Here is a 23,400-nt window from a genome sequence, read left to right on the forward strand (position 1 = left end):
ATTTCCCCATGCCCGACCGCCGCTTCGTCCTCGCCACTGGCGCCCTCGCGTCTGCCGCGCTCTGCGCCCCATTCGGCACGGCGCTGGCCCAGGGGCGCAAGGATGCGGTGACGCTGGGCATGACCCTGGAGCCGCCGGGGCTGGACCCGACGGCGGGCGCCGCCTCGGCCATCGGCGAGATCGTGCTCTACAACGTGCTGGAGCCGCTCACCAAGATCAACGCCGACGGCAGCGTCTCGCCGCTGCTCGCCGAAAGCTGGGAGGTCTCGCCCGACCTCAAGACCACCACCTTCCGGCTGCGCCGGGGCGTCAAGTTCCAGAACGGCGAGCCCTTCAACGCAGCGGCGGTCAAGTTCTCCTTCGACCGCGCGGGCAGCGACAAGAGCACCAACAAGGACAAGCGCACCTTCGCCACGCTGAGCACGCAGGTGGTGGACGATCACACGGTGGTCATCCTCAACCAGGACATCGAGCCAGACCTGCTCTTCCTGCTGGGCCAGGCCACGGCGGTCATCGTCGAGCCCAAGAGCGTGGCGACCAATGCCACGCGCCCGGTGGGCACCGGGCCCTATCAACTCGGCAACTGGAGCCGGGGCGCCTCCATCACCCTCACGGCTTGGCCGGGCTACCGTGCAGCGGGTGGCATCAAGATCCGCCGCGCCGTCTTCCGCTTCATTCCGGACGCGGCAGCGCAGGTCGCAGCGCTGCTGGCCGGCGACGTGGACGACTTCCCGCGCATCACGCCGCGCAGCGTGGCGCAGTTCAAGGGCAACCCGCGCTTCCAGGTGGTGGTGAGCGGCTCGCGCGCCAAGACCATCCTGGCCATGAACAATGAACGCAAGCCACTGCAGGACGTGCGCGTGCGCCGCGCCATCGCCGCAGCCATCGACCGCCGCGCCGTCATCGAAGGCGCCGCCGACGGGCTGGGCGTGCCCATCGGCAGCCACTACGTGCCGGGCGCCTTCGGCTACATCGACACCACGGGCGTCAACCCCTACGACCCCGAAAAAGCCCGCAAGCTCCTGGCCGAAGCAGGCGTGAAGACGCCGCTCACCCTCACCATGACGCTGCCGCCCACACCCTACGCCCGCCAGGGCGGCGAGGTCATCGCGGCACAACTGGCCCAGGTGGGCATCACCGCGCGGCTGCAGAACGTGGAATGGGCGCAGTGGCTCAGCGGCACCTACGGCAGCAAGAACTACGACCTGACGCTGATTTCGCACGTCGAGCCCTTCGACCTGGGCAACTTCGCCAAGCCGGACTACTACTGGGGCTACCGCTCGGCCAGGTTCGACGCGCTCTACGAGCGGATCAAGAACGCCTCGCGCCCCGCCGACCGCGCCCGCCTGCTGGGCGATGCGCAACGCCTGCTGGCCGAGGACAGCGTGCACGCCTTCCTCTATCAGCCGCAATGGGTGACCGTGGCGCAGAAAAACCTGCGCGGGCTTTGGAAGGACATGCCGATCTTCGTGAACGACCTGTCGGCACTCTCCTGGGCCTGAGGGCTGGAAAGATCCCGGGGGTATGGACCGCCCCGGGCACAATGCCTGCAGCACCGCCCACCGAACACGAGCGCCCGGGCGCCACGCCCTCTCCTTTTTCCCCTTTTCGCCGCTGCCCGCACCGGCTCCGAACCATGGACCTTCTTCTCCTCGTGCTGCTGCTGTCCGCCGGCGGCTACGTCGTCAACGCCCATCAGCAGCGCAAGCGCATCGCCCTGCTCGGCCACCACCTGGGCCACTACCAGATCGAGAAGCTGATGGAAACGCTCACCCAGGGCTACCTGCGAGCTCTGGGCGAAAGCGATGCGGAGCGGCGCGACCAGATCTGGACGCTGCTGCATATCAGCGAGGTGCAGCTCAGCGACCAGTTCAACCGCTTCGCCGCCGAGTTCGCACGCGTCGATGCGCAGGTCGCCCGCGTCAGCCGCCTGCCGGTGGGGCTGCCGTTCGCGCTGCAGCTCTTTCCGTCGGCCTCGTTCGACATGCGACAGGCGCTCGCCATCCATGCGCAGGGCATAGCCCGGGTGGTAACCAACGAAGCGGAGCGCGCGCCACGCGACAAGGCCTACATGCTGACCGCCGAGCTGTTTCTGATGCAGCACACCTGCCACTGGTTCTGCAAATCGCGAGCCATCGCGTCGGCGCGCATGGTGGCGCGGCACCAGACGCCGCATGCGCAGCTCGTGGCCTCGGTGTCTCCCGAAACGCGTGCGGCATACCAGGCGCTGGTCGGCAGTTGAAGACCTTTGCGCGGTGAGGGCTTGCGCCGCAGGTGCGCAGCCCCGCCCCACATCGCGCAGACTTCGAGATTCGGGCCTGTCCCCGCCTTGAGGGGTGGACGCACTTCCCCGCGTCGCGCCCGGCGTTCACCCGGCCGGTATGGAGCCGCCGGGATGACGTCCGTCAAGCCCCTGACTGCACCGTAGAGTTTTGGCGACAGTTCATCACTCCGACGCAATCAGGATGAACACCTGATTCAAGCCTTGGAACCTCCGCCACTAGAATGCCCAATTGGCTTTCGCTAACAAAATTTACCATTCATTTAACTGGGCTGATTCGTGTCGCCGCGCTCTCTGGAAGCTCTTGAATCCCGCACTTCGACGGGCCGGATAGACCCTCTCACCGCGTTGCGGCTGGCCACACAGGAGCAGCATGCGAGGTTGGATGCCCAGCTGCCCATCGCCCGACCCGACGCCCGCTTGCACGACTACATCTGCCATGCACGGGCGCTGAGCGCCTGGCTCACAGCGCTGGCGCCCGAACTTCAAGCCATCCGGGCCGCCACCCCCCATTTCCGCTTCGACGAACCGGCCCGCCTGGCCGCGCTCCATGCCGACTTGCGGGACGCCGGCGCGATCGACGCGCAGTCCGCCTTTCACCCGGGTGAGGCCACCCAGGCAGCCATCGCACAGGTCCGCCAGGAACACGAAGCGCACCTCATGGCCTGCCGCTGGGGCATGGCCTATGTGGTCGAAGGCTCTCAGCTGGGCGGTCAGGTGCTGTTCCGGCGGCTGGCCGAGGGGCTGGCGCCGCATCCGCTGCGCTACCTGCAAGGCCGCGGCGGCGATGGCACTGCGGCCCGCTGGCGCGCCTTCATCGAAGAGCTGCGGAGCCGGCTGTCCTCGCCCGCCGAGGTGAAGGCCGCCTGCGCAGGCGCCTGCGCAGCATTTGACGGCATGGCGCATGAGTTGCGCGCGGCGGGAGCGCCACTGTGAGCCCGCCCATCGCCACCCGCTACTTCCAGGCGCTCCAGCCTTCGGCCACGCTGGACAACTGCGACCGCGAACCGATCCATATTCCGGGCTCCATCCAGCACCACGGGGCCCTGCTGGCGCTCGATGCGGCCGGGCAGGTGCGCTATGCCAGCGCCAATACCGCAACGCTGCTGGGCCACCAGGTAATGCCAGGCGAGGTGCTGAGCTCCGCCAGCCTGGGCGGCGATGAGCGCCTCTGGGCCGCGATCAGCGAAGGGCTGGCGGCGCTGGACGGCAGCGCCGAGCTGCCGATGCCCATCGAGTGCCAGCTGGCAGGCCATACCTTCGACGTGGTGCTGCACGTCTCTCAGTCGCACCTGGTGATCGAGTTCGAGAACCGCAGGCACACGTCGGACGAGCTCGCCGGCTTTGCCGTGCAGGCCCACCGCGCCATGGAAAAGCTGCGCCGCCCCCACGCCATCAACGATCTGCTGCAGCGGGCCACCGAAGAGCTGCGCGCGCTGACCGGCTTCGACCGCGTGATGGGCTACCGCTTCCGCGAGGACGGCAGCGGGGACGTGGTGGCCGAAAGCTGCGTCGCCACGCTCGACCCTTATCTGGGCCGCCGCTACCCGGCCAGCGACATTCCCGCCCAGGCGCGGCGTCTGTACGTGAGCAACACGCTGCGCATGATCGCTGACGTGGCCTCCGCCCCGGTGCCGCTGCTGCAGCAGACGCCCAGCCAGCCGCCCCTGGATCTGAGCGCCGGCGTGCTGCGCAGCGTCTCTCCCATCCACATCGAATACCTGACCAACATGGGCGTGGGCGCGTCGATGAGCGTGTCCATCGTCATCAACGACCAGCTGTGGGGCCTGATCGCCTGCCACCACATGGCGCAGCGCCAGGTGCCCTACAGCGTGCGCATGGCCTGCGACGTGATCGGCCAGATGCTGGGCGCCAACATCCAGACCGCGCTGGCCCGCGCGCAGACGGACCGCCACCGGGAAGGGGCCGCTCTGCGCATGTCGGTGATGGAGAACGTGCTGCACTCCGACGACGAATTCGCCACCCTCTGCCAATACGCCGCGCCGCTGGCCCGCGCGCTGCGCGCCGATGCCGCGGTGGTGGCCGAAAGCGGCAAGCTGTGCCAGGAGGGCCCGATTTCCACGGAGGCCGCTCGCACGCTGGTGCAGTGGCTGAACGTGACGCAACCGGTGCAGGGCCACGACATCTACCACACGCACGCCCTGCCGCTTGAATCGCCCGCGCTGGCCGCAGCGCTCGCGCCTTGGTGCGGCGTGCTGGGCATGCCGCTCGATCGCGCCAACGGCAGCTGGATGATCTTCCTGCGCAAGGAGCAGATCGAGACCATCAACTGGGGCGGCAAGCCCGACAAGGTGCTGCGCACGGGGCCGCTGGGCCCGCGGCTCACGCCACGCGGCTCGTTCGAGCTGTGGAGGGAAACCGTGCGCTCCACCTCCGAACCCTGGAGCACCGAAGACTTGCAGATCGCCCAGCAGATGCTGGACGAACTGGTGCGCGCGCAAAACGGCCGCTACGCCGAGGTGAACCGCGCGCGCAACCAGCTCATGGCGGTGCTGGGGCACGACCTGCGCGACCCGCTGCATTCGATCAGCATGGCCGCGCGGGTGCTGGAGAAGACCGACGAGCCCGACAGCCGCACCGGCCGCATCGGCCAGCGCATCCAGTCATCCAGCGGCCGCATGCAGCGGCTGGTGAGCCAGGTCCTGGACATGTCCAGGCTGCAGAACCGGCTGGGGCTGGATATGCATCCGCGGCCCATCGATCTGGTGCCTCTGGTGGAAGACCTGCTGGACGAGGCCCGGACCGCGCACCCGCAGATGCGGGTGGAGTGGCAGGCGCCGCCATCACTGCATATCCACGCCGATCCGGACCGCATCGCCCAGGTCATTGCCAATCTGGTCAGCAATGCCCGCCACCATGGTGCGCTGGGCGAGCCGATCCACCTGCAGGTCCTGCGCCAGGACGAACGGGCGCTGCTGCGGGTGCGCAACGTCGCGCCCCGCATCCCTACCGAAGTCGCGGAAACCCTGTTCAAGCCCTTCAAGTCCACCTCGGTGAACAACCCCCGCAACCGCGGCAGCATGGGCCTGGGGCTCTATATCGCCCATCAGATTGTTACGGGGCACGGCGGAGAGCTGAGCTACCACTTCGACGAGCCGCACGTCGTTTTTTCCATGTCCCTGCCGAGCCAGCCCTCCTCGCCTGCAGACTCGGCAAGTTGAGAAGGCAGGGGCCGGCGAAGTCCATCAGCGCGTGACGCCTTCCCCCGCTGTCGGCTCCGTCCTACCCGCTCGGGGCTGCATGGGCCAGCTAATGGCGCCACAATCGGACACGGTTGCCGATAAGGTCTGCCCGCACGCGTTCTCCGCACGCAGGTCCTGCCCAGGGTTGCCGAAACCCCGTCACCGCCCTCGGTTCAGCTTCAACCCGAATGGACACGCGCCGGGTGATCCGCCTTTCCGTTGAACCCGTAACCTGCCAGTCCAACCTGCCCCACCGGCTCATGCAAACCGACATCCTCATCATCGACGACAACCTGGACGCGACCGAACTTCTGCGCGAACTGCTGGAGATGCAGGACTTTTCCGTGCGCACGGCACTCAGCGGCCAGGCCGCGCTGGCAGCCATGCGAGACAAGCCGGCACAACTGCTGCTGGTGGACCAGAACCTGCCGGACATGCAGGGCTCGGTGCTCGCGCCCCAGCTCAAGCAGATCGCTGCAGATGCCGGCAAGCCGTGCATTGCCATCTCGATCACCGGCATGGCCTCCGGCACCAACCCTGCCACGCCCGTCTTCGATCACGTGCTCGGAAAACCGCTCGACTTCGACGCTTTCGACGCCCTGATGGCGCAGTGCGTCGCCCGCTTGCAGTCGCAGGCCGCGCGTTGACGCATCCACACCCGACGCATTCGCTCTCTCGCCTCACGTTCCCCGCCCCATCGATTCGCGCCATGAATTGTTTCGACCAACCCAACGCACGACTCTGGATGGCTGCAGGAGTACAGCACGCGGTCTTGATGCGGGCATTGCCCGCGATGCGCCATGACCTGGCCAGCCCGCTGTCTGTCATGCGCATGGGCATGACAGTGCTCAAGCGCAGACTCGCCCCCGGAAACGACACGCCCGCCGAACAGGCGGTCGAACGCGTCGAGCAACTGGAAAGCCAGCTCACCACGCTGGGCGAGCATGTCCGCCGCCTGCGCAACTGGGACGTCCAGCTGACCGACCGCCAGCCGGTACGTGTCACCCTGCTGGAGGCCATCGAGCTGGCCCGCCCCCTGCTTGCGCTGCGCGGGGTGTTCATCCAGCCGCTGGCCGATGCGCAGCCAGGCGAAAGCGAAGCGCCTGCGGCACCGCACCACACGCTGCTCTACGTCACCCTCGCGGCCATCTACCATCTGGGCGAAGCGGCAGAAGTCCCCCCCGCGGAAGTGCATGTGACGTTCAACGCGCAAGGCATCCGCGTCGCAGCCCATGGAAGCATGTCACCCGATGCGCTGCCGCCCCTGGTGCCGGCGGGAGCGCAGAACACGCTGCCCATCGATGCCGGCGCACTCCAGTGCCTGGCGGACTACCTCCAGCTACAGGTATCGGTCACGCCCGAGTGCGTGGAAATCGGCCTGCCCCAAGGCTGAAGCGCCGCGCGCGCGCAGCGCCCAGCCAGTCCGCGCGGCACGTCATCCCCCCACCGGGCTATCGCATGGGTAGCACGAACACCCGTGGCCGGGGCTGGCAGCCGGGCCCGTCGAAGGGGCCGCCGTCTTGTATCCAGCCGGGGCCCGGCGAGGTCTGCGCACACACCCGCTGCCCGTCGATCTTGCTGCGCCACCAGTGCCAGGGCGCAGGAGCGGCCACAGCACTGGCCGCCCAGAGCCCCACGCACACCACCATCGCCGCGACGGCGCCAGCGCGGTGCGCCGAACGGCGAGCAGCAGACACAGCATGACGGAAAGCGGACATGGGTCGTATGGTGGCGCTGGCATGTGCCGCCGGATCACGCCGACCGTGGAGGCCACGGTGCCGTGACGATCCATCCTTCCAGCGGGTCCAGCCCGGCCGGCAGGCCGTAGAGCGCATCGCCCTCTGCATGGTGCTGGCTGGCCCAGGCGGCCTGGATGAGGCACAGCACGGCATCCAGACTGTCGCCGCTCGCGTCGGCCGCCAGCGCGTCACGCTGCGCGTGGGTGAGCTTGAGCCGCAGCCCCAGCCGCGTGGCGCCGCGCTCCAGCGCCTCCAGCAGATCGCGGCGGGCGATCAGGCGCTCGGGAGTCTGGCGCTGCCGGTCATCGCTCTTGTAGCTGCGGCGTCCGAGGACCTCGCGGGCGAGCAGGCCAGGGTAGGCCTCCAGCGCCACGCGCGCCGCATCGCCCTCATGCAGGCCCGGCAGATGCACGCCGGCATCGAGCAGCAGCGGCAGGCCCGCATGCAGCATGTAGGCCACGGGCGGATTCACCCACTTCATCGACGGGCTGGAACCGGCCGGAATGTCGGTGGCACGGTGGGCGAACTTGCCGCCCACGGGCCGGGCGTTGCAGAAGGCCGCGAAGGCATCGCGGATCTGGGGCCGGGTGAGGCCGCGGTAATGCCGCATGCTGGCCAGCCAGGTCATTGGCCAGCCCAATGATTCGAGCAGCGGGCGCGGCAGGCCAAAGGGCAGATCGAAGCCGCCGACCCAGGCCCGGGGTTCGGCAAGCCAGGCGCCGAAAGCCGCCAGCGTCGGAAAACGCTCCAGCCCCGAGAGCACCACCCGGCTGCCGGCCAGGTAGCCCAGCGCCAGCACGACAGGCTTGGCGCGGCTGGGACTGCTGGAGAAATCGCAGCCCACCAGCAGCGGGGCTGCGCCGGGCTGGGACGGCGTCAAGCGCGGCCGATGATGGAAGCGGTGGCGATCAGCTCTTCGAGCAGGGCGTAGGACACGCGGCCCGACACCGAATACGGGTCGAGTTCAGGCTTCTCGGAGTACTTGAGCACGATCGAGTGGTTGATGCGCGAGAGGTTCACCTGGCCCATGGTCCAGCCGCCGAATCGGCGCTCGTCGATTTCCTCGAAATGCAGGAGTTCGACATCTTTGTGGCGCGGGTCTTTCTGGATGTGCCCGTAAAGGGCGCTCACAGCCGAGCGCCCGCCCTCGATGGCCTGCAGGAACACCCCGCCGCCATAGCAGAGCACGCCGGTGATGCCGCTGAGCGGGTTGTGTTCGCGCGACTGGGTGAGGATGGCTTCGATCGCGGCAGGCGAGGTATCGACCGCGCGGCTGGCATAGAGCAGACGGACCAGCATGGGTTAGCTCCTTCCGGGAATGAGGGAAAGGAATTCGCGGCGCAGCGCCGGATCCTTGAGGAAGACGCCGCGCATGACGGAGTTGAGCATCTTGCTGTCCATCTCGCGCACGCCACGCCAGGACATGCAGAAATGGCTGGCTTCCATCACGATGGCCAGGCCGTCGGGCTGCGTCTTGTCCATGATCAGGTCGGCCAGCTGTACCACGGCCTCTTCCTGGATCTGCGGACGCCCCATCACCCAGTCCACCAGACGGGCGTACTTGGACAGGCCGATCACGTTGGTGTGCTCATTGGGCATCACGCCGATCCAGATCTTGCCGATCACGGGGCAGAGATGGTGGCTGCAGGCGCTGCGCACGGTAATGGGGCCGACGATCATCAGCTCGTTGAGGTGCTCAGCATTCGGGAATTCGGTGATCGCCGGCTGCGGCACGTAACGGCCCCGGAAGACCTCGGTCAGGTACATCTTGGCCACGCGGCGCGCGGTGTTCTGCGTGTTGTGGTCGGTCGCCGTGTCGATGACCATGCTGTCGAGCACGCCCTGCATCTTGACTTCCACTTCGTCAAGCAGCCGTTCGAGCTCCCCCGGCTCGATGAATTCGGAAATGTTGTCGTTGGCGTTGAAGCGCTTGCGGGCCGCCACCAGCCGCTCCCGGATCTTGACGGACACGGGCGTGCCCTCGGCGGACGAAGCGGCGCTGGCCGGGGCATCGGTAGCGATGAGTTCTTTCAGCATGGCGCGGATGGTACCAGCGAAGCCACGGATTCGCTTTACAGAGGTTTTCAGGCTCCAGCGCTCGCGAAATCTGCGCATACAGCTATCAATTAGATAGCGATCAGCGCATACCCATGGCCGTCAGTAGCGGTGGCCGGTCACCCAGAGCGCAGCCCGCATCAGGCCGAAAGCCAGGCGGTCGAGCAGACGCTGGCGCAGCGGGCGGCCCGCATAGCCGGCCGGGTCCAGCGGCTGCCCCGCGTGGGCCATGGCCTGCACGAGCCGGCGACGCAGGTCCTGGGCGAAGGCGGCGTCTTCCACCACCACGTTGGCCTCCCGCGCCAGCAGCATCGAGAGCGGATCGAGATTGGATGAACCCACCGTGGCCCAGGGCCGGCCGCCCTCGGCATCGACCACCGCCACCTTGGCGTGCAGAAAGCTGGGCGCGTACTCGTAGATCTCCACACCCGCCTCCAGCAGCACGCCATAGACGGGGCGGGCGGCGTGGTACTGCATGAAGTACTCGTAGCGCCCCTGCAGCAGCAGCTGCACGCGCACGCCGCGCCGCGCGGCCAGCACCAGCGCGCGGCGCAGCTTGCGGCCGGGCAGGAAGTAGGCATTGGCGATGATGACTTCGTGCCGCGCCGTGCCGATGGCGCGCAGGTAGGCCTGTTCGATGCGGCTGCGGTGGCGCAGGTTGTCGCGCAGCACCAGCATGGCGCGCATGCCCCGGGCGGCTCCTGGCTGCGGCGGATGGCCGGGCGCGAGCCGGGCGGCGCTGGCAGCCCGCAGATCGGCCAGCGCCTGCCCGAGCCGGCGCTCGCGCGCATCGTGCACGGCGCGCATGCGCCACCAGAGCTGCTCCATCGCGTCGCTGGCCTCGTCCACCAGACTGCCGACCACCCGCACCGCGAAGTCGAAGCGTGGCGCCCTCAGCGCTCCATGGTTGGGATCATGGAAGTCATCAAGCACATTGATGCCGCCGCAATACAGCACGCAGCCATCGATCACGCAGAGCTTGCGGTGCAGCCGCCGCCAGCGCGCGGGCCGCAGCAGGCCAAAGCGGCCCGGCGGCGAATAGACCTGCCACTGCACGCCGGCATCGGCCAGCCGCTGGGGCCAGGGCGCAGGCAGGCCACTCATGCAACCCACGCCATCGACGGCAATCTGCACCCGCACGCCGCGCTGCGCGGCGCGGATGAAGGCCTCGGCCACCTGCACCCCGGCACCGGTACAGTCGAAGATGTAAGTCTCGAACTGGATATCCGCCAGCGCCGCATCCATGTCGCGGATCAGCGCGGCAAAGAACTCCTGGGCCCCTTCGAGCAACGTGACGCGGTGATCGTCTGCGCAGACAGGGCGGGCCGCCGCTGCACGCCGGCCCAAGACGCCACGGCGAGGCCGCGCCGCAGCGGTCACAGGCGGAACTCCGCGATCAGCGGCAAGTGGTCGGACATGCGCCACCAGGCTCGCCCACGCGGAACATGCAGCCCGACCGGGGTGAGGCCCCGCGCATAGACATGGTCCAGCTGCGCCAGCGGCAGCCGGGCCGGGTAGGTGGGCACGGCCTTGGCACCTTCGTACTCGTGCAGGCCGAATCCCTCCAGCATGCGCTTGATCTGCAGGCCCCAGTCGTTGAAGTCGCCGGCCACCACCAGCGGCGCACCTGCGGGCACCTCGCGCTCGATGAATTTGTGCAACTGCAACACCTGCCGCAAGCGGCTGCCGGGGACCAGCCCCAGATGCACGACGATGGCATGCAGCCGCAGCCCGTCGATGTCCACCTCGACATGAAGCAGCCCGCGCTGCTCGAAGCGGTGGTCTGAGATGTCCTCATGCTGGTGGCCGATCACCGGCCAGCGCGAGAGCAGCGCATTGCCGTGCTCGCCGTGGCGCGTGACGGCATTGGTTCGATAGACCGCTTCGTAGCCTTCTGGCGCCAGATAGTCGGCCTGGGGCTGCTCCGGCCAGCCCGGAAACTGGTGCGGCCCGCGATGGTGCAGCTTGCGCACCTCCTGAAGGCAGACGATATCGGCATCGAGCTGCTCTACGGCCAGGCCCAGGTTATGGATCTCCAGGCGCCTTGCGGGGCCAATGCCCTGCACGCCCTTGTGGATGTTGTAGGTGGCGATGCGCAGCAGGCTGGATGAGGGCATGCCCGGCATTGTGGCCCAGCCGATGCGCACCGGGGCTGGCAGCTACCAGAGCGAGGCTTCCTTACAGCAGGAGAATGTGTCCAGAAGTTGCGCGATTGCCTACACTTGTCCGCTGGGCAATTTTTTGCATGTTTTCGCACGATTCGTACTGCGGCCCATACCCTCAATCACACGCGTCGCAACGCATCGCAGGCCCATGAGCTCCGTTCCCCCGTCCGCCAATCCGGCCAACACCACGCGCGCGTTGGTGATCGACAGCAATGCCACTTCGCGCAGCATCCTCGTGTCGCAGCTGCGCCAGTATGGCGTGACGCGGGTGATGCAGTGCAGCCGGCCGCAGGACGCACGGGCCCGGCTGGAGCACACGGTCTTCGACTACGTGCTGTGCGAACAGTACTTCAACACCGGCCAGTCAGGTCAGACCCTGCTCGACGACCTGCGGCGCGCGCAACTGCTGCCCTTCTCTACCGTGTTCTTCATGGTGACGGCCGAGGCATCCTATGCCGCCGTGGCCGAAGCCGCCGAGTCCGCCCTCGACGGCTATCTGCTCAAGCCCTTCACGCCCAGCGCCATGTTCGAGCGGCTCACCGCCGCGCGCATGCGCAAGACCCACCTCCAGTCGATCTTCAGCGCCATCGAGCGCGAAGACTTCGAAGGCGCGGCGGCGCTATGCCTGGAACAGTTCAAGCAGCGCAAGGCCTACTGGCTCTATGCCGCGCGCATCGGCTCCGAACTGCTGCTGCGCCTGGGCCGCCACGAACAGGCACGCACGCTGTTCGAAGCCGTGATCGAAGCCCGCGCCCTGCCATGGGCCCGCCTGGGCATCGCCCGGGCGCAAATGGAATCGGGGCAGGTGCCGCGCGCCATCAACACGCTGCAGGGGCTGCTGGGCGAGGACTCGAGCTTCGTCGACGCCTATGACGTACTGGGACGCGCGCAGGTAGAGACCGGTCATTTCACCGATGCCCTCAGCACCTACCGCCTGGCCAGCAGCCTGACACCAGACTCCGTCGCCCGCCTGCAGAAGCTGGGCATGATGGCCCACTACATGGGTGACAACGAAACCGCCTCCAAGGCGCTGTCGCGCGCGGCCATCCTGGGCATCGACTCGAAACTGTTCGACCACCAATCGCTGGTGCTGCTGGCCTTCCAGTATTTCGGAGACAACGACCGCAAGGGGCTGGAGCGGTGCATGGCCGACTTCGCCCGCCTGTTGGAGCGCCAGCCCGAAAGCAGGCGCTATCGGCGCTTCGAAGCCGTGGTGCGCTCGCTGCAGCTGATCCTCCAGCGGCAGGTGGTGCAGGCCGTGGCCAGCGTGCGCCTGCTGGGCCAGGACATCCCCGACAGCCAGTTCGACTTCGAGGCCGCCTGCAACATGGTGGGCCTGCTGTCCGTGCTGGGAGAGACATCCATCGAGCTGCCCGAAGGCCCTGAATGGGTGCTCGCCATCGGTCTGCGCTACACCAACACCAAGGCGTTGACCGAACTGCTGGCGAGCGCTGCCCACCGCTACCCCCTCAATGCCCAGGCCCTGCGCGACTGCCTCGGCCAGGTCAACAAGTCGGCCGAGGCCGCCGTGGCGCAGAGCCTGGGCGGCGACCCGCAAGGCGCCGTGGCGCAGCTGCTGACACGGGTGGACGCGACGCTCAACACCAAACTGCTGGACCTGGCCCAGCAGCTGCTCACCCGCCACGCAGCCCGCATCGGTGACGTGACCGAGACCCAGGCGGCCATCGATGCCCTGCGCGAGCGCTGCGGTCCGGCCACGGCGCGGGCCGCGATGGGCCACGAGGGCGAGCGCAAGCCCGGCGAACTGGTGCTGCGCACGCAGTCGGCCGAGGCCGCCGCGCAGCGCAAGGCCGCGATGGCGGCCCCGGCGCTCCCCGCCGAGCCCGTGCCCGACCTGGAACCGGTCGACCGCACGGACGCCTTCCGCCTGCGCCCCCTGGGCTGACTGCGCCGGTGCAGCCGGGCCGCTATGCCGCCGGACCGTGCCCGGAACGCGGTGGTACGAACCGCGGCAGCATCAGGCAGGCCTCCGCATTGGAGGGCGAGAAGCAAGCCAGCGCCGCCTGGCGCCAGGGGAGCCAGCGCCACTGCACGTGCTCGCGCGGATTGAGCTCGATGGGGTGGCCCGCTGGCACCTGCAGGCTGAAGAGACGCTCGCGGTTGCGCATCACGCCGGGCGCATAGCGGTACAGCCATTCAGGCCAGATGTCATAGACGTTCTCCAGCGCCCAGTCGACCAGCACGCAACCGGGTGCCCTGGCATCAATGCCCGTTTCCTCGCGTACCTCGCGCACGGCCGTGTCCTCGAAGGGCTCATCCAGCCCGTCCTTGCTGCCGGTCACCGACTGCCAGTGGTCCGCATCGCCCGTGCGGCGGATGAGCAGCACCTCCAGCGCGGGCGTGTGGATCACGACCAGCACGGATTCAGGGATCTTGAAGGGCTTCGCGCTCACGCAGAGGCCATCAGCAAGGCGTCCATATCCACCGGAGACATCTCAGCCGGCATGCCGCGGGCACACTGCTGCAGCCATTGCGCAGAGATGCGGCACAGCAGGGGCCGCGTGGCCCCTTCGCCAGCGCCCGGCACGGACACCACCGCGTCAATGAACGGCGTCTCCTGCGCCCCCTGTCCGATCGGATGCAGGGTCCGGCGGTCCAGCTCCAGGATCGGGCCCAGCGCATCGATGCGCAGCACGAAGTCCCGCGAGACCCCGTCGGCCTGAACGACACGCACCACCACCATCTGCCGGTGCGGGTCGGCCTTGCGCACGACGGGCTCGGAGCCCCCCGATACCACGCTGCGCAGATCCATCACGGGATAGACGGCAGCGCCTATGCGCGCCAGGCCCAGGAATGGCGCGCGGGCGCCGCCGGCATGCAGCACATCCGTATCAGGTGCGGCGGCCAGCACCTGCTCGGCCTCCAGCGCCAGCCAGTGGCGGCCCACCAGCAGGCTGGCCAGCTGCTGGCGGTGCTCCACCTCCACGCGCCCGCTCCGAACGCCCCCGGCAAAAATCGGCGCGACAGGCTCCGCAACCCGGTTTTCGCACAGCTGGCGCAGCGCCAGGCAGCTCATGCCATGGTCGTAGCCATCCACATTGCGGAACTCGCGGTAGCCGTCACCCCGATGCAATCCCAGGCCATAAAGGTAGCGGCCGGCAGGCACCACCCTGTTGCCGGCGCACTGGCAAGCCGACACGACATCGGCCGTCACCTCCGAGGCTCCACCGCCGCCCGCGCGCACCACGCTGCCGCGGGTGTCAATGAACGCCAGCGCATCGCCCGCACCCGCACCCTCAGAACAATCGTCCAGGATGGATTTCATCTGGCCGGCGGCATCCCACACGACGGCGATGCCGCCCAGCACCGGGGAGCCACTACCCTCGCCGCCCCGCACCGCAGCGGCGTAGACGAAGGTCGGCCCCGCCTCGTAGAAGCGGCTCGTCGTGTAGTCGCTCACCACGTAACCCTGGCTGTCCGTCAGGCGCTGGCAGCGCGCAACCCACTCCTCCTCATCCAGCTTCTGTCCCACGTGATGCGCCTGCCCAGGCTGCGAAACAGCCATGATCCGGCCTTCGCGGTCGAAAAGCACCAGGCAGGCATAGACGGTGTAGAGCGCATTGATGCCTTCCAACACCGCACGGGCCTGCTCACAGCCCGGCATACCTGCCGCGAGCGTGCGGGCGAACTGCGGCGTGAGGGCCCACCAACGGCAGTCGTTGGATCGCTCGTAGAGATTGCGGTCCAGGATCTGCATGGCCAGCGCAGCGCGCGAATGGGCGTCGCGCAGCAGAGAGCGCACGATGACGCCATACAGATCCTGCAGCGCGCTGGAGAACGTCTGCGCGGTCTTGTGTGCCAGGGCGCCGATCTCCGACAGCAGCGTCTTGGCGAAAAGCAGGTCGCGCGGAGACGCTTCATCCGGGCTTTCACCGCCGCCCAGTTGGTTGAGTTCGAGCAAGCCGTTCCAGATGGAGCGGTCCAGCGCTGCCTGCACCGCGGCAGAGCGCGCCGGTATCTCGCGCAGTTCGCGCGACAGCAGATCCGCCTGGCCGCCCAGCAGGGCGGGCAAGCCGCCCGCGTCTTCGGTCATGACATCCTCGAAAGCCAGGTCCAGAGGCAGCAGCACAAGCCCCCGCCAGCCCGGCCCGCGGTAGCCCTGGAAGCCCTGCGTATCGCGCACCGACATCAGATAGCGCCGACTGGCGTGCCGCACCAAATGGGTGCCGGCCGCTCCCGCCTCGGGCAGTCTCCAGCCGTCCGGCAATTGCAGGGAATCGCTGGAAGCCAGCACCCGCCCCATGGCATCCACGAGGGCGATCACCACATCGGATGATTGCCCATTCGCGCCGCCTGACTGCACCGACTGGAAGATGGCCAGCATTTCGTCCGACAGATTGAACTCCAGCGCCACCATGCCCAGCACCCGCCCTCCCTCAGACTCGACGCGGCAGGCATAGACCAGCGTCTGCCGGTCGGAGCCGGTGAAGCCATGCACCGCGTAGTGCTCCACATAGGGCGCGCGGCTTTGCAGCACACCCTCCACGAAGGCATCGTCGCACGTGCGCTGTGCCCCAGCGGCCACCGCCTCGACAGGCCGCAGGGCCGCGCAGAGCCCGCCCTGGGCGTCGAAGAGGAAGATGTTGGAATAGACCGTGTACTTCTTCGCATACTCGCGCAGGCGGGATTCGACGATCGGCCTCCCCCGGGGCTCAACATCCTCGAGATAGTTCGCCACGCCGACGTCGGTGGCCAAGAAGCCGATGTCGGCCGTCCGCTCGAACAGGTTGCGCACCAGCACATCGATACACACCTGGGCACGCGACTCCAGGTCTTCCGTTCGATTCTTGAGCGCTTCTTGCGCCAGCCCGCGCATCAGGTCGGCGGAGAGCGCGGAAAAGTTGTTACGGGCCTGCGCCAGATCGCTGCCCGCGGACGCCTTGGACGACAACAGCGACAGAGAGGACAACAGCGAGAGGTGGTCCCAGGCGTTCTCCACGAGGCGCAACTCCTGGCGCTGATGCAAAGCCGCAGGCATGTAGCGCAGCCACTGCTCGGAGGAGTTGACGAGGTTCTTCACGGGAGGCGTCCTTATGTGGTTGGCGCTTGTGAACTCTCACCCAGGACTTTCATTCGCGCACATTCTGCCTATCAAAAAGCGTACCCACGAGTCCAGACTCAATCAAGGCGCCGTCGGCCGCTCCCTGGCCGCATAGCCATCGCCCCGCACGCCCACCCAGCGAAAGGGCAAAAAAAACGGCGGGAGCCTCGATGCTCCCGCCGCTGTTCCCGAGCACCGCTCAAGGCGGCGCAGTATCAGGAGGCCTTCACCGCATCCGGGTTGCGCAGGCGGATGTGCAGCTCGCGCAGTTGCTTCTCGTCCACCGGGCCGGGGGCCTGGGTCAGCAGGTCCTGGGCGCGCTGGGTCTTGGGGAAGGCGATCACGTCGCGGATCGACTCGGCGCCGGTCATCAGCGTCACGATGCGATCCAGGCCGAAGGCCAGGCCGCCGTGCGGGGGCGCGCCGTATTGCAGCGCATCCAGCAGGTAGCCGAACTTGTTGCGGGCCTCTTCGGGCGTGATCTTCAGGGCGTCAAAGACCTTCTGCTGGACGTCGGCGCGGTGGATACGGACGGAGCCGCCCCCCATTTCCCATCCATTGAGCACCATGTCGTAGCCCTTGGAGATGCACTTCTCGGGCGCGGTCACCATCCAGTCTTCATGGCCGTCCTTGGGCGCCGTGAAGGGGTGGTGCACGGCCGTGTAGCGCTGGGCTTCGTCGTCGAACTCGAACATCGGGAAATCGACCACCCAGAGCGGTGCCCAGCGGTCTTCGAAGAGGCCGTTCTTCTTGCCGAATTCGCTGTGGCCGATCTTGATGCGCAGCGCGCCGATGGCGTCGTTGACGATCTTTTCCTTGTCGGCGCCGAAGAACAGCAGGTCGCCGTCCTGCGCGCCGGTGCGCTTCATGATCTCGGCGATGGCCGAATCATGGATGTTCTTGACGATGGGCGACTGCAGGCCGTCACGGCCCTTGGCCAGCTCGTTGACCTTGATGTAGGCCAGGCCCTTGGCGCCGTAGATCTTGACGAACTCGGTGTAGGCATCGATCTCGCCGCGCGAGAGACCGCCGGACTCGCGAGCGCCACCGGGCACGCGCAGGGCCACCACGCGGCCGCCCTTCATGTTGGCGGCGCCCGAGAACACCTTGAAGTCCACGTCCTTCATCACTTCGGTCAGCTCGGTGAATTCGAGCTTGACCCGCAGGTCGGGCTTGTCGGAGCCGTAGCGGTGGGCGGCCTCCTGGTACGTCATGACAGGGAACTCGCCCAGGTCCACGCCGATGGTGTTCTGGAACACCGTCTTGATCATGCCCTGGAAGATGTCGCGGATCTCTTCTTCCGTCAGGAACGAGGTTTCGATATCGATCTGCGTGAATTCAGGCTGGCGGTCGGCGCGCAGGTCTTCGTCGCGGAAGCACTTGGTGATCTGGTAGTAGCGATCGAAGCCCGAGACCATCAGCATCTGCTTGTAGAGCTGGGGCGACTGCGGCAAAGCGAAGAACTGGCCGTCGTGCACGCGGCTGGGCACCAGGTAGTCGCGCGCGCCTTCGGGCGTGGACTTGCCCAGCATGGGCGTTTCGATGTCGATGAAGCCGTTGGCGTCGAGGAACTTGCGCACCTCCATGGACACGCGGTAGCGCAGCATCAGGTTGCGCTGCATGTAGGGGCGGCGCAGGTCCAGCACGCGGTGCGTGAGGCGGGTCGTTTCCGACAGGTTCTCCTCGTCGATCTGGAAGGGAGGCGTGACCGACGGGTTGAGCACTTCCAGCTCGTGACAAAGCACCTCGATCTTGCCGCTCTTCAGAGTGTCGTTGGCCGTGCCTTCGGGGCGCTCGCGCACGAGGCCCTTGACCTGCACGCAGAACTCGTTGCGCACGCCTTCAGCCGTCTTGAACATGTCGGCGCGGTCGGGATCGCACACCACCTGCACGTAGCCTTCGCGATCGCGCAGGTCGATGAAGATCACGCCGCCATGGTCGCGGCGGCGGTTGACCCAGCCGGCCAGAGTGACGGTTTGCCCCAGAAGGGCTTCGGTGACGAGACCGCAGTAATGTGAACGCATGGCCATGGATGTCTTTCCAGTGCGCCCGCAAGGAGCGCCATTAGTTGCTTGACTGACTCGCGCCCACGAAGGGCGCGGCGGATGTGATGCCGGTGTTCGGCGGACTGCCGGCTAGTGCTGGGAATCGAGCTGCACGGGGTCGGGCGGCACCACCACCCCCATGGAGACGATGTACTTCAGCGCCGTGTCCACGCTCATGTCCAGCTCAACGCAATCGCTCTTGCGCATGATCACGAAGTAGCCGCCGGTCGGGTTGGGGGTGGTGGGCACGTAGACGCTCACGAACTCGTCGCGCAGGTAGGCCGCGACTTCACCGCTGGGCGCGCCGGTCACGAAGGCCACCGTCCATACGCCCTCGCGAGGCCACTGCACCAGCACGGCGGTGCGGAAGGCATTGCCGCTCTCGGAAAACAGTGTGTCCGACACCTGCTTGACGCTGGAATAGATCGAACGCACCACCGGGATGCGGCTGACCAGCGCATCGCCCCACTGCACCAGCTTGCGGCCTGCGAAGTTGCTCGCGAGCGCGCCCACGGCCAGCAGGATGCCCAGGGTCAGCAAGACCCCGAAGCCGGGGATGTGAAAGCCCAGCAGCCGGTCGGGCTGCCAGGACAGCGGCAGGATCTGCAGGGTCTGGTCGAGCGTGCTGACGATCCAGTGCAGCACCCAGGCCGTGATGACACCGGGCACGATGACCAGGAGGCCGGTGAGCAGCCATTTGCGCAAAGCGGACATTCGGGGCGGACGCAGTTGGTAAGACGAGGAAGGATAGGGAAGTCAGGCCGCAGCAGCGCCGGAAGGAGCGCTCGCTGGCACTGGCGCTGCCGCTGGTGCAGCAGCGGCCGGGGCTGCCGCCGCGCCGTCGGTGGGCGCCGGCTTGGCAGGGGCACTGCCGCTGTTCTTGAAGTCGGTGGCGTACCAGCCGGAGCCCTTGAGCTGGAAACCGGCCGCCGTCAGCTGTTTGGAAAACGCCTCCGCACCGCAGGCCGGGCAGACCGTGAGCGGCGCATCGGAGATCTTTTGCAGCACATCCTTGGCGTGGCCGCAGGAGCCGCATTTGTAGGCGTAAATAGGCATCGGAGGCTAAGGCGTAAGGGATGGGACAAAGCCGGCGATTATAGGTCGCCGGGCCGTAGAGCCCTTCGCGCCAGGCCTGCGGCCTGGCACACCGCTCAGGCAGGCCCCACCGTCAGCATGCGGTGCGGCGTGCGGGTGTCTGACACCCACTGCGGCAGCAGCGAGCCGGCCACCATGCCAAAGGCTGCAGCCAGCACACCAGCCAGCTGCGCGGGGAAGACCTCGCCCCAGGCCATGGACAGGCCCGCGATCCAGACGCCGATGCCCAGCACCACGGCGCACACGGCCCCCTGCGTGCTGGCCCGGCGCCAGTAGAGGCCCGCCACCAGTGGAACGAACGCTCCGACCAGCGGCACCTGGTAGGCGCCCGACACCAGTTCATAGATGGGCGTACCCTGCATGCGAATCGAATAGAGCAGCACAGCCAGGCTGAATACCAGCACGCTCACGCGCATGGTCAGCAGGTTCTCTCGGTCGCTGCTGCCCTTGCGGAACTGGCGCCAGATGTTCTCGGTGAAAGTGACGCTGGGCGCCAGCAGCGTGGCCGACGCGCAGGACTTGATCGCCGACAGCAAGGCGCCGAAGAACAGCACCTGCATGACGAAGGGCATCTTCTCCATCACCAGGGTGGGCAGCACCTTTTGCGGATCTTCGGCCAGCAACTGCTGGGCCCGCTCCGGCATGATGATCAGCGCGCTCACCACGAGGAACATGGGCACGAAGGCAAACAGAATGTAGGCCGTGCCGCCGATGACGGTACCGCGCGTGGCGGCCTTCATGGAGTTGGCCGACATCACGCGCTGGAACACGTCCTGCTGCGGGATGGAGCCCAGCATCATGGTGATGGCCGCGGCGAAGAAAAAGATCGTGTCGCGCAGCGTGGGCTCGGGCAGGAACTTGAAGAGGTCGCGACTGGATGCCAGTTCGATGACCTTGGCGGGTCCGCCGGCCATGTCGCCAGCGAAGAAGGCCAGCACCAGCAGGCCCACCACGAGGATGATCATCTGCAGGAAGTCCGTGACTGCCACCGACCACATGCCGCCGAAGAGCGTATAGGCCAGGATGGACACCACGCCGATCACCATGCCCATGGGAATGCTCACCGTCCCGCCGGACAGCAGGTTGAACACCAGCCCCAGCGCCGTCACCTGCGCCGAGACCCAGCCCAGGTAGCTCAGCATGATGATGAGCGAACAGGCCGTCTCGATCACGCGGCCGTAGCGCTCGCGGTAGTAGTCGCTGATGGTCAGCAGACTCATGCGGTACAGCTTGCCGGCGAAGAAGAGCCCCACCAGCACCAGGCACATCCCTGCGCCGAACGGATCCTCGATCACGTTGTGCAGGCCGCCCTCGATGAACTTGGCCGGCACGCCCAGCACGATCTCGGAGCCGAACCAGGTGGCGAATGTGGTCGTGATGATCATGAACATCGGCAGGTGTCGCCCGGCGATGGCGTAGTCCGTGGTGTTCCTGACCCGCCGTGCGGCCACGAGTCCGATGGCGATGGTGATCAACAGGTAGGCAATGACCAGGGTCAACAGCACGGCATGCTCCTCGATGTCGCGAAGTGGTGGGGAGAAGAAAAAGACAACAGGCGGAAAGGGGCGAGCGCAACGGGAACCGCGCCGGCCCCATCAGAAGATGCGCACACGCACCAGCAGCTGCATGGCCAAGAGACCCAATGCAAAACCCAGGCCACCATAGACCAGCCCCTGCAACAAGCGATTGGTCTGTTTCTGGGCCGCGATCAACTCCAGCAGTTCGCGCCGACTCTCGTTCGGGCGCTGCTGGAGGTAGCCGTGCAGCAGACGCGGCAGCTCGGGCAGCATCTTGGCGAAATGCGGTGCTTCGGCGCGCAGCTCGCGCAGCAGACGCTGGGGCCCCATCTGGTCGAGCATCCACTTTTCCAGGAAGGGCTTGGCGGTGCTCCAGAGGTCCAGCTCGGGGTCGAGCTGACGGCCCAGCCCCTCGATGTTGAGCAGGGTCTTTTGCAGCAGCACCAGCTGGGGCTGGATCTCGACCTGGAAGCGCCGCGAGGTCTGGAACAGGCGCATCAGCACCATGCCGAGCGAGATCTCCTTGAGCGGCCGGTCGAAGTACGGCTCGCACACTGCGCGGATGGCGCTTTCCAGCTCGTTGACGCGGGTGGTCGGGGGCACCCAACCGCTTTCGATGTGCAGCTCGGCCACGCGCTTGTAGTCGCGACGGAAGAAGGCCGTGAAGTTCTGAGCCAGATATTCCTTGTCGAACTCGGTCAGCGAGCCGACGATACCGAAGTCGAGCGAAATGTAGCGGCCGAAAGTTTCCGGCTCCAGGCTCACCTGGATGTTGCCGGGATGCATGTCGGCATGGAAGAAACCGTCGCGGAAGACCTGGGTGAAGAAGATCGTCACGCCGTCGCGGGCCAGCTGGGGAATGTCCACGCCAGCGGCACGTAGCCGCTCGATCTGGTTGATCGGCACGCCCTTCATGCGCTGCATCACCAGCACTTCGGAGTGGCAGTAGTCCCAAAAGATCTCGGGAATCTCGACCAGTTCCAGGCCTTGCATGTTGCGGCGCAGTTGGGCGGCATTGGCCGCCTCGCGCACCAGGTCCAGCTCGTCGTGCAGGTAGTTGTCAAACTCGGCCACCACCTGACGGGGCTTCAGGCGCTTGCCATCGGCCGACAGGCCCTCGACCCAGCCAGCCATCATGCGCATCAGCGCCAGATCGTTCTCGATCACCGGCAGCATGCCCGGGCGCAGCACCTTCACGGCCACTTCGCGCTCGCGGCCCTGGCGGTCCCGAATGACGGCGAAATGCACCTGAGCGATGGACGCGCTGGCGATGGGCTCGCGGTCGAACGACACGAAGACCTCGTCGACCGGGCGGCGGAAGGCGCGCTCGATGGTGGCGATGGCGATCTTGGGGTCGAACGGCGGCACGCGGTCCTGCAGCAGGGCCAGTTCGTCGGCGATGTCGGGCGGCATCAGGTCGCGGCGGGTGGAGAGCACCTGCCCGAACTTGACGAAGATGGGGCCCAGGCGCTCCAGCGCCTCGCGCAGGCGCTGGCCGCGCGGCGCGTCGAGGTCACGGCCCACCGAGATGATGCGCGCCAGCAGGCGCAGCCAGGGTTTCTGGAAGCTGGTGAGCACCAGCCCGTCCAGGCCGTAGCGCAACGCCACCCAGACGATGGTGCACCCGCGTAAAAAGCGGCTCATGGCGCCGTGGTGTCGCTGCTGGCAGCCATGGAGCCAGGTGCCGGCGCCGCACCCGCTGCGCCCATGCGGGAACCCACGAAGCTGCGCAGCGCCTGGGCCGCCTTGCGGGCCACGGAGCCGACGGCGTGCGCGGGCGCATCACCGATCACGCGGGCGAGGTCTTCCTCGACGTCCCAGCGGACGTGATCGACCAGCCAGTTGATTTCGGCGGCGAGCTGCACATCGCCCTCGATGCGGATGGAAGGCTTGTCGCCCCGCAGTGCCGCCTGGGCCAGGGCGAGCGGGGACGTGTCGGTGACTTCGAGGCGCAGATCGGGCTTCGCGTCAGCCTGGGCCAGGTCGAGCAGCCCGGCAGGGGTGATCTGCAGCGCGACCGAATACGCGCGCCACTGCACCTGCGCCACGCGTCCGCGCTGGCGGGCGAGACGTTCCGTGGCCTGGGGCTCCTGCATGAGCACGTGGTTCAGGAACAGGACCGCGCGATGCTGCACCTCATGGATGAGCCACTGCGGCGGCTGCGGACCACTGGCCAGGCGCTCGAAGAGACCGTCCAGGAACGAAAAAGGGGACTGTGTTGCCATAGTCCCCGATTAT

At 67.3% G+C, this 23,400-nt stretch carries 21 protein-coding genes; 7 read left to right on the forward strand and 14 right to left on the reverse strand.

The features are described from left to right. Nucleotides 1-8: 8 nt before the first annotated feature. The 6 genes from AC3A84_RS15525 to AC3A84_RS15550 all read left to right on the forward strand — a co-directional run bounded on the left by AC3A84_RS15525 (nucleotide 9) and on the right by AC3A84_RS15550 (nucleotide 6,877). Nucleotides 9-1,502: an ABC transporter substrate-binding protein gene (locus AC3A84_RS15525; protein WP_487970930.1), complete on the forward strand. Its 1,494-nt coding sequence runs from the start codon at nucleotides 9-11 to the stop codon at nucleotides 1,500-1,502. A gap of 134 nt (nucleotides 1,503-1,636) precedes the next feature. Beyond that, nucleotides 1,637-2,242 (forward strand): hypothetical protein, encoded by a 606-nt coding sequence (locus AC3A84_RS15530; protein ID WP_487970931.1) that lies wholly within the window; start codon nucleotides 1,637-1,639, stop codon nucleotides 2,240-2,242. A gap of 318 nt (nucleotides 2,243-2,560) precedes the next feature. Continuing rightward, a complete protein-coding gene (locus AC3A84_RS15535) occupies nucleotides 2,561-3,217 on the forward strand; it encodes a biliverdin-producing heme oxygenase (RefSeq protein ID WP_487970932.1) in 657 nt (218 codons plus the stop codon). Then, on the forward strand, nucleotides 3,214-5,463 hold the full coding sequence (locus AC3A84_RS15540; protein WP_487970933.1) for an ATP-binding protein: 2,250 nt from the start codon (nucleotides 3,214-3,216) through the stop codon (nucleotides 5,461-5,463). The genes AC3A84_RS15535 and AC3A84_RS15540 overlap by 4 nt, the downstream gene beginning before the upstream one ends. 281 nt (nucleotides 5,464-5,744) lie before the next feature. Continuing rightward, a complete protein-coding gene (locus tag AC3A84_RS15545; RefSeq protein ID WP_487970934.1) occupies nucleotides 5,745-6,131 on the forward strand; it encodes a response regulator in 387 nt (128 codons plus the stop codon). A gap of 62 nt (nucleotides 6,132-6,193) precedes the next feature. Further along, the gene (locus tag AC3A84_RS15550; RefSeq protein ID WP_487970935.1) at nucleotides 6,194-6,877 is read left to right on the forward strand and encodes a hypothetical protein; all 684 of its coding nucleotides are present in this window, start codon (nucleotides 6,194-6,196) and stop codon (nucleotides 6,875-6,877) included. 58 nt (nucleotides 6,878-6,935) lie between these two features. Here AC3A84_RS15550 and AC3A84_RS15555 read toward each other — a convergent pair whose 3' ends face one another. From AC3A84_RS15555 to AC3A84_RS15580, 6 genes are all read right to left on the reverse strand, one after another. Further along, the gene (locus AC3A84_RS15555; protein ID WP_487970936.1) at nucleotides 6,936-7,202 is read right to left on the reverse strand and encodes a hypothetical protein; all 267 of its coding nucleotides are present in this window, start codon (nucleotides 7,200-7,202) and stop codon (nucleotides 6,936-6,938) included. Between the two features lie 34 nt (nucleotides 7,203-7,236). Next, the gene (locus AC3A84_RS15560) at nucleotides 7,237-8,103 is read right to left on the reverse strand and encodes a DUF429 domain-containing protein (protein WP_487970937.1); all 867 of its coding nucleotides are present in this window, start codon (nucleotides 8,101-8,103) and stop codon (nucleotides 7,237-7,239) included. After that, the gene (locus AC3A84_RS15565) at nucleotides 8,100-8,522 is read right to left on the reverse strand and encodes a BLUF domain-containing protein (RefSeq protein ID WP_487970938.1); all 423 of its coding nucleotides are present in this window, start codon (nucleotides 8,520-8,522) and stop codon (nucleotides 8,100-8,102) included. Before AC3A84_RS15565 ends, AC3A84_RS15560 begins: the two co-directional genes overlap by 4 nt. A 3-nt stretch (nucleotides 8,523-8,525) precedes the next feature. Next, nucleotides 8,526-9,260: a GTP cyclohydrolase I gene (gene folE, locus AC3A84_RS15570; protein ID WP_487970939.1), complete on the reverse strand. Its 735-nt coding sequence runs from the start codon at nucleotides 9,258-9,260 to the stop codon at nucleotides 8,526-8,528. 120 nt (nucleotides 9,261-9,380) lie between these two features. Next, complete coding sequence (clsB, locus tag AC3A84_RS15575) at nucleotides 9,381-10,625, reverse strand: cardiolipin synthase ClsB (RefSeq protein ID WP_487971059.1); 1,245 nt, start codon at nucleotides 10,623-10,625, stop codon at nucleotides 9,381-9,383. 29 nt (nucleotides 10,626-10,654) lie between these two features. Then, nucleotides 10,655-11,395: an endonuclease/exonuclease/phosphatase family protein gene (locus AC3A84_RS15580; RefSeq protein WP_487970940.1), complete on the reverse strand. Its 741-nt coding sequence runs from the start codon at nucleotides 11,393-11,395 to the stop codon at nucleotides 10,655-10,657. A 196-nt stretch (nucleotides 11,396-11,591) separates the two neighbouring features. On the opposite strand from AC3A84_RS15580, the gene AC3A84_RS15585 reads away from it, so the two are divergent. Further along, nucleotides 11,592-13,349 (forward strand): response regulator, encoded by a 1,758-nt coding sequence (locus AC3A84_RS15585; RefSeq protein WP_487970941.1) that lies wholly within the window; start codon nucleotides 11,592-11,594, stop codon nucleotides 13,347-13,349. Nucleotides 13,350-13,371: 22 nt separating this feature from the next. On the opposite strand, the gene nudB is transcribed toward AC3A84_RS15585, so the two are convergent. From nudB to AC3A84_RS15625, 8 genes are all read right to left on the reverse strand, one after another. Next, complete coding sequence (nudB, locus tag AC3A84_RS15590; RefSeq protein WP_487970942.1) at nucleotides 13,372-13,857, reverse strand: dihydroneopterin triphosphate diphosphatase; 486 nt, start codon at nucleotides 13,855-13,857, stop codon at nucleotides 13,372-13,374. Then, the gene (locus tag AC3A84_RS15595) at nucleotides 13,854-16,484 is read right to left on the reverse strand and encodes a cache domain-containing protein (RefSeq protein WP_487970943.1); all 2,631 of its coding nucleotides are present in this window, start codon (nucleotides 16,482-16,484) and stop codon (nucleotides 13,854-13,856) included. Before AC3A84_RS15595 ends, nudB begins: the two co-directional genes overlap by 4 nt. A 236-nt stretch (nucleotides 16,485-16,720) precedes the next feature. Next, entirely contained in the window at nucleotides 16,721-18,535 is a 1,815-nt protein-coding gene (gene aspS / locus AC3A84_RS15600; RefSeq protein WP_487970944.1) for an aspartate--tRNA ligase, read from the reverse strand. Between the two features lie 105 nt (nucleotides 18,536-18,640). After that, nucleotides 18,641-19,264: a DUF502 domain-containing protein gene (locus tag AC3A84_RS15605; protein WP_487970945.1), complete on the reverse strand. Its 624-nt coding sequence runs from the start codon at nucleotides 19,262-19,264 to the stop codon at nucleotides 18,641-18,643. A 42-nt stretch (nucleotides 19,265-19,306) separates the two neighbouring features. Further along, nucleotides 19,307-19,606 (reverse strand): FmdB family zinc ribbon protein, encoded by a 300-nt coding sequence (locus AC3A84_RS15610; protein WP_487970946.1) that lies wholly within the window; start codon nucleotides 19,604-19,606, stop codon nucleotides 19,307-19,309. 95 nt (nucleotides 19,607-19,701) lie between these two features. Next, entirely contained in the window at nucleotides 19,702-21,150 is a 1,449-nt protein-coding gene (locus AC3A84_RS15615) for a high affinity choline transporter 1 (RefSeq protein WP_487970947.1), read from the reverse strand. A 90-nt stretch (nucleotides 21,151-21,240) separates the two neighbouring features. Then, a complete protein-coding gene (gene ubiB, locus AC3A84_RS15620; protein WP_487970948.1) occupies nucleotides 21,241-22,806 on the reverse strand; it encodes a ubiquinone biosynthesis regulatory protein kinase UbiB in 1,566 nt (521 codons plus the stop codon). Next, complete coding sequence (locus AC3A84_RS15625) at nucleotides 22,803-23,387, reverse strand: ubiquinone biosynthesis accessory factor UbiJ (RefSeq protein WP_487970949.1); 585 nt, start codon at nucleotides 23,385-23,387, stop codon at nucleotides 22,803-22,805. Before AC3A84_RS15625 ends, ubiB begins: the two co-directional genes overlap by 4 nt. Nucleotides 23,388-23,400 lie beyond the last annotated feature (13 nt).

The organism is Paracidovorax sp. (genome assembly GCF_057642795.1).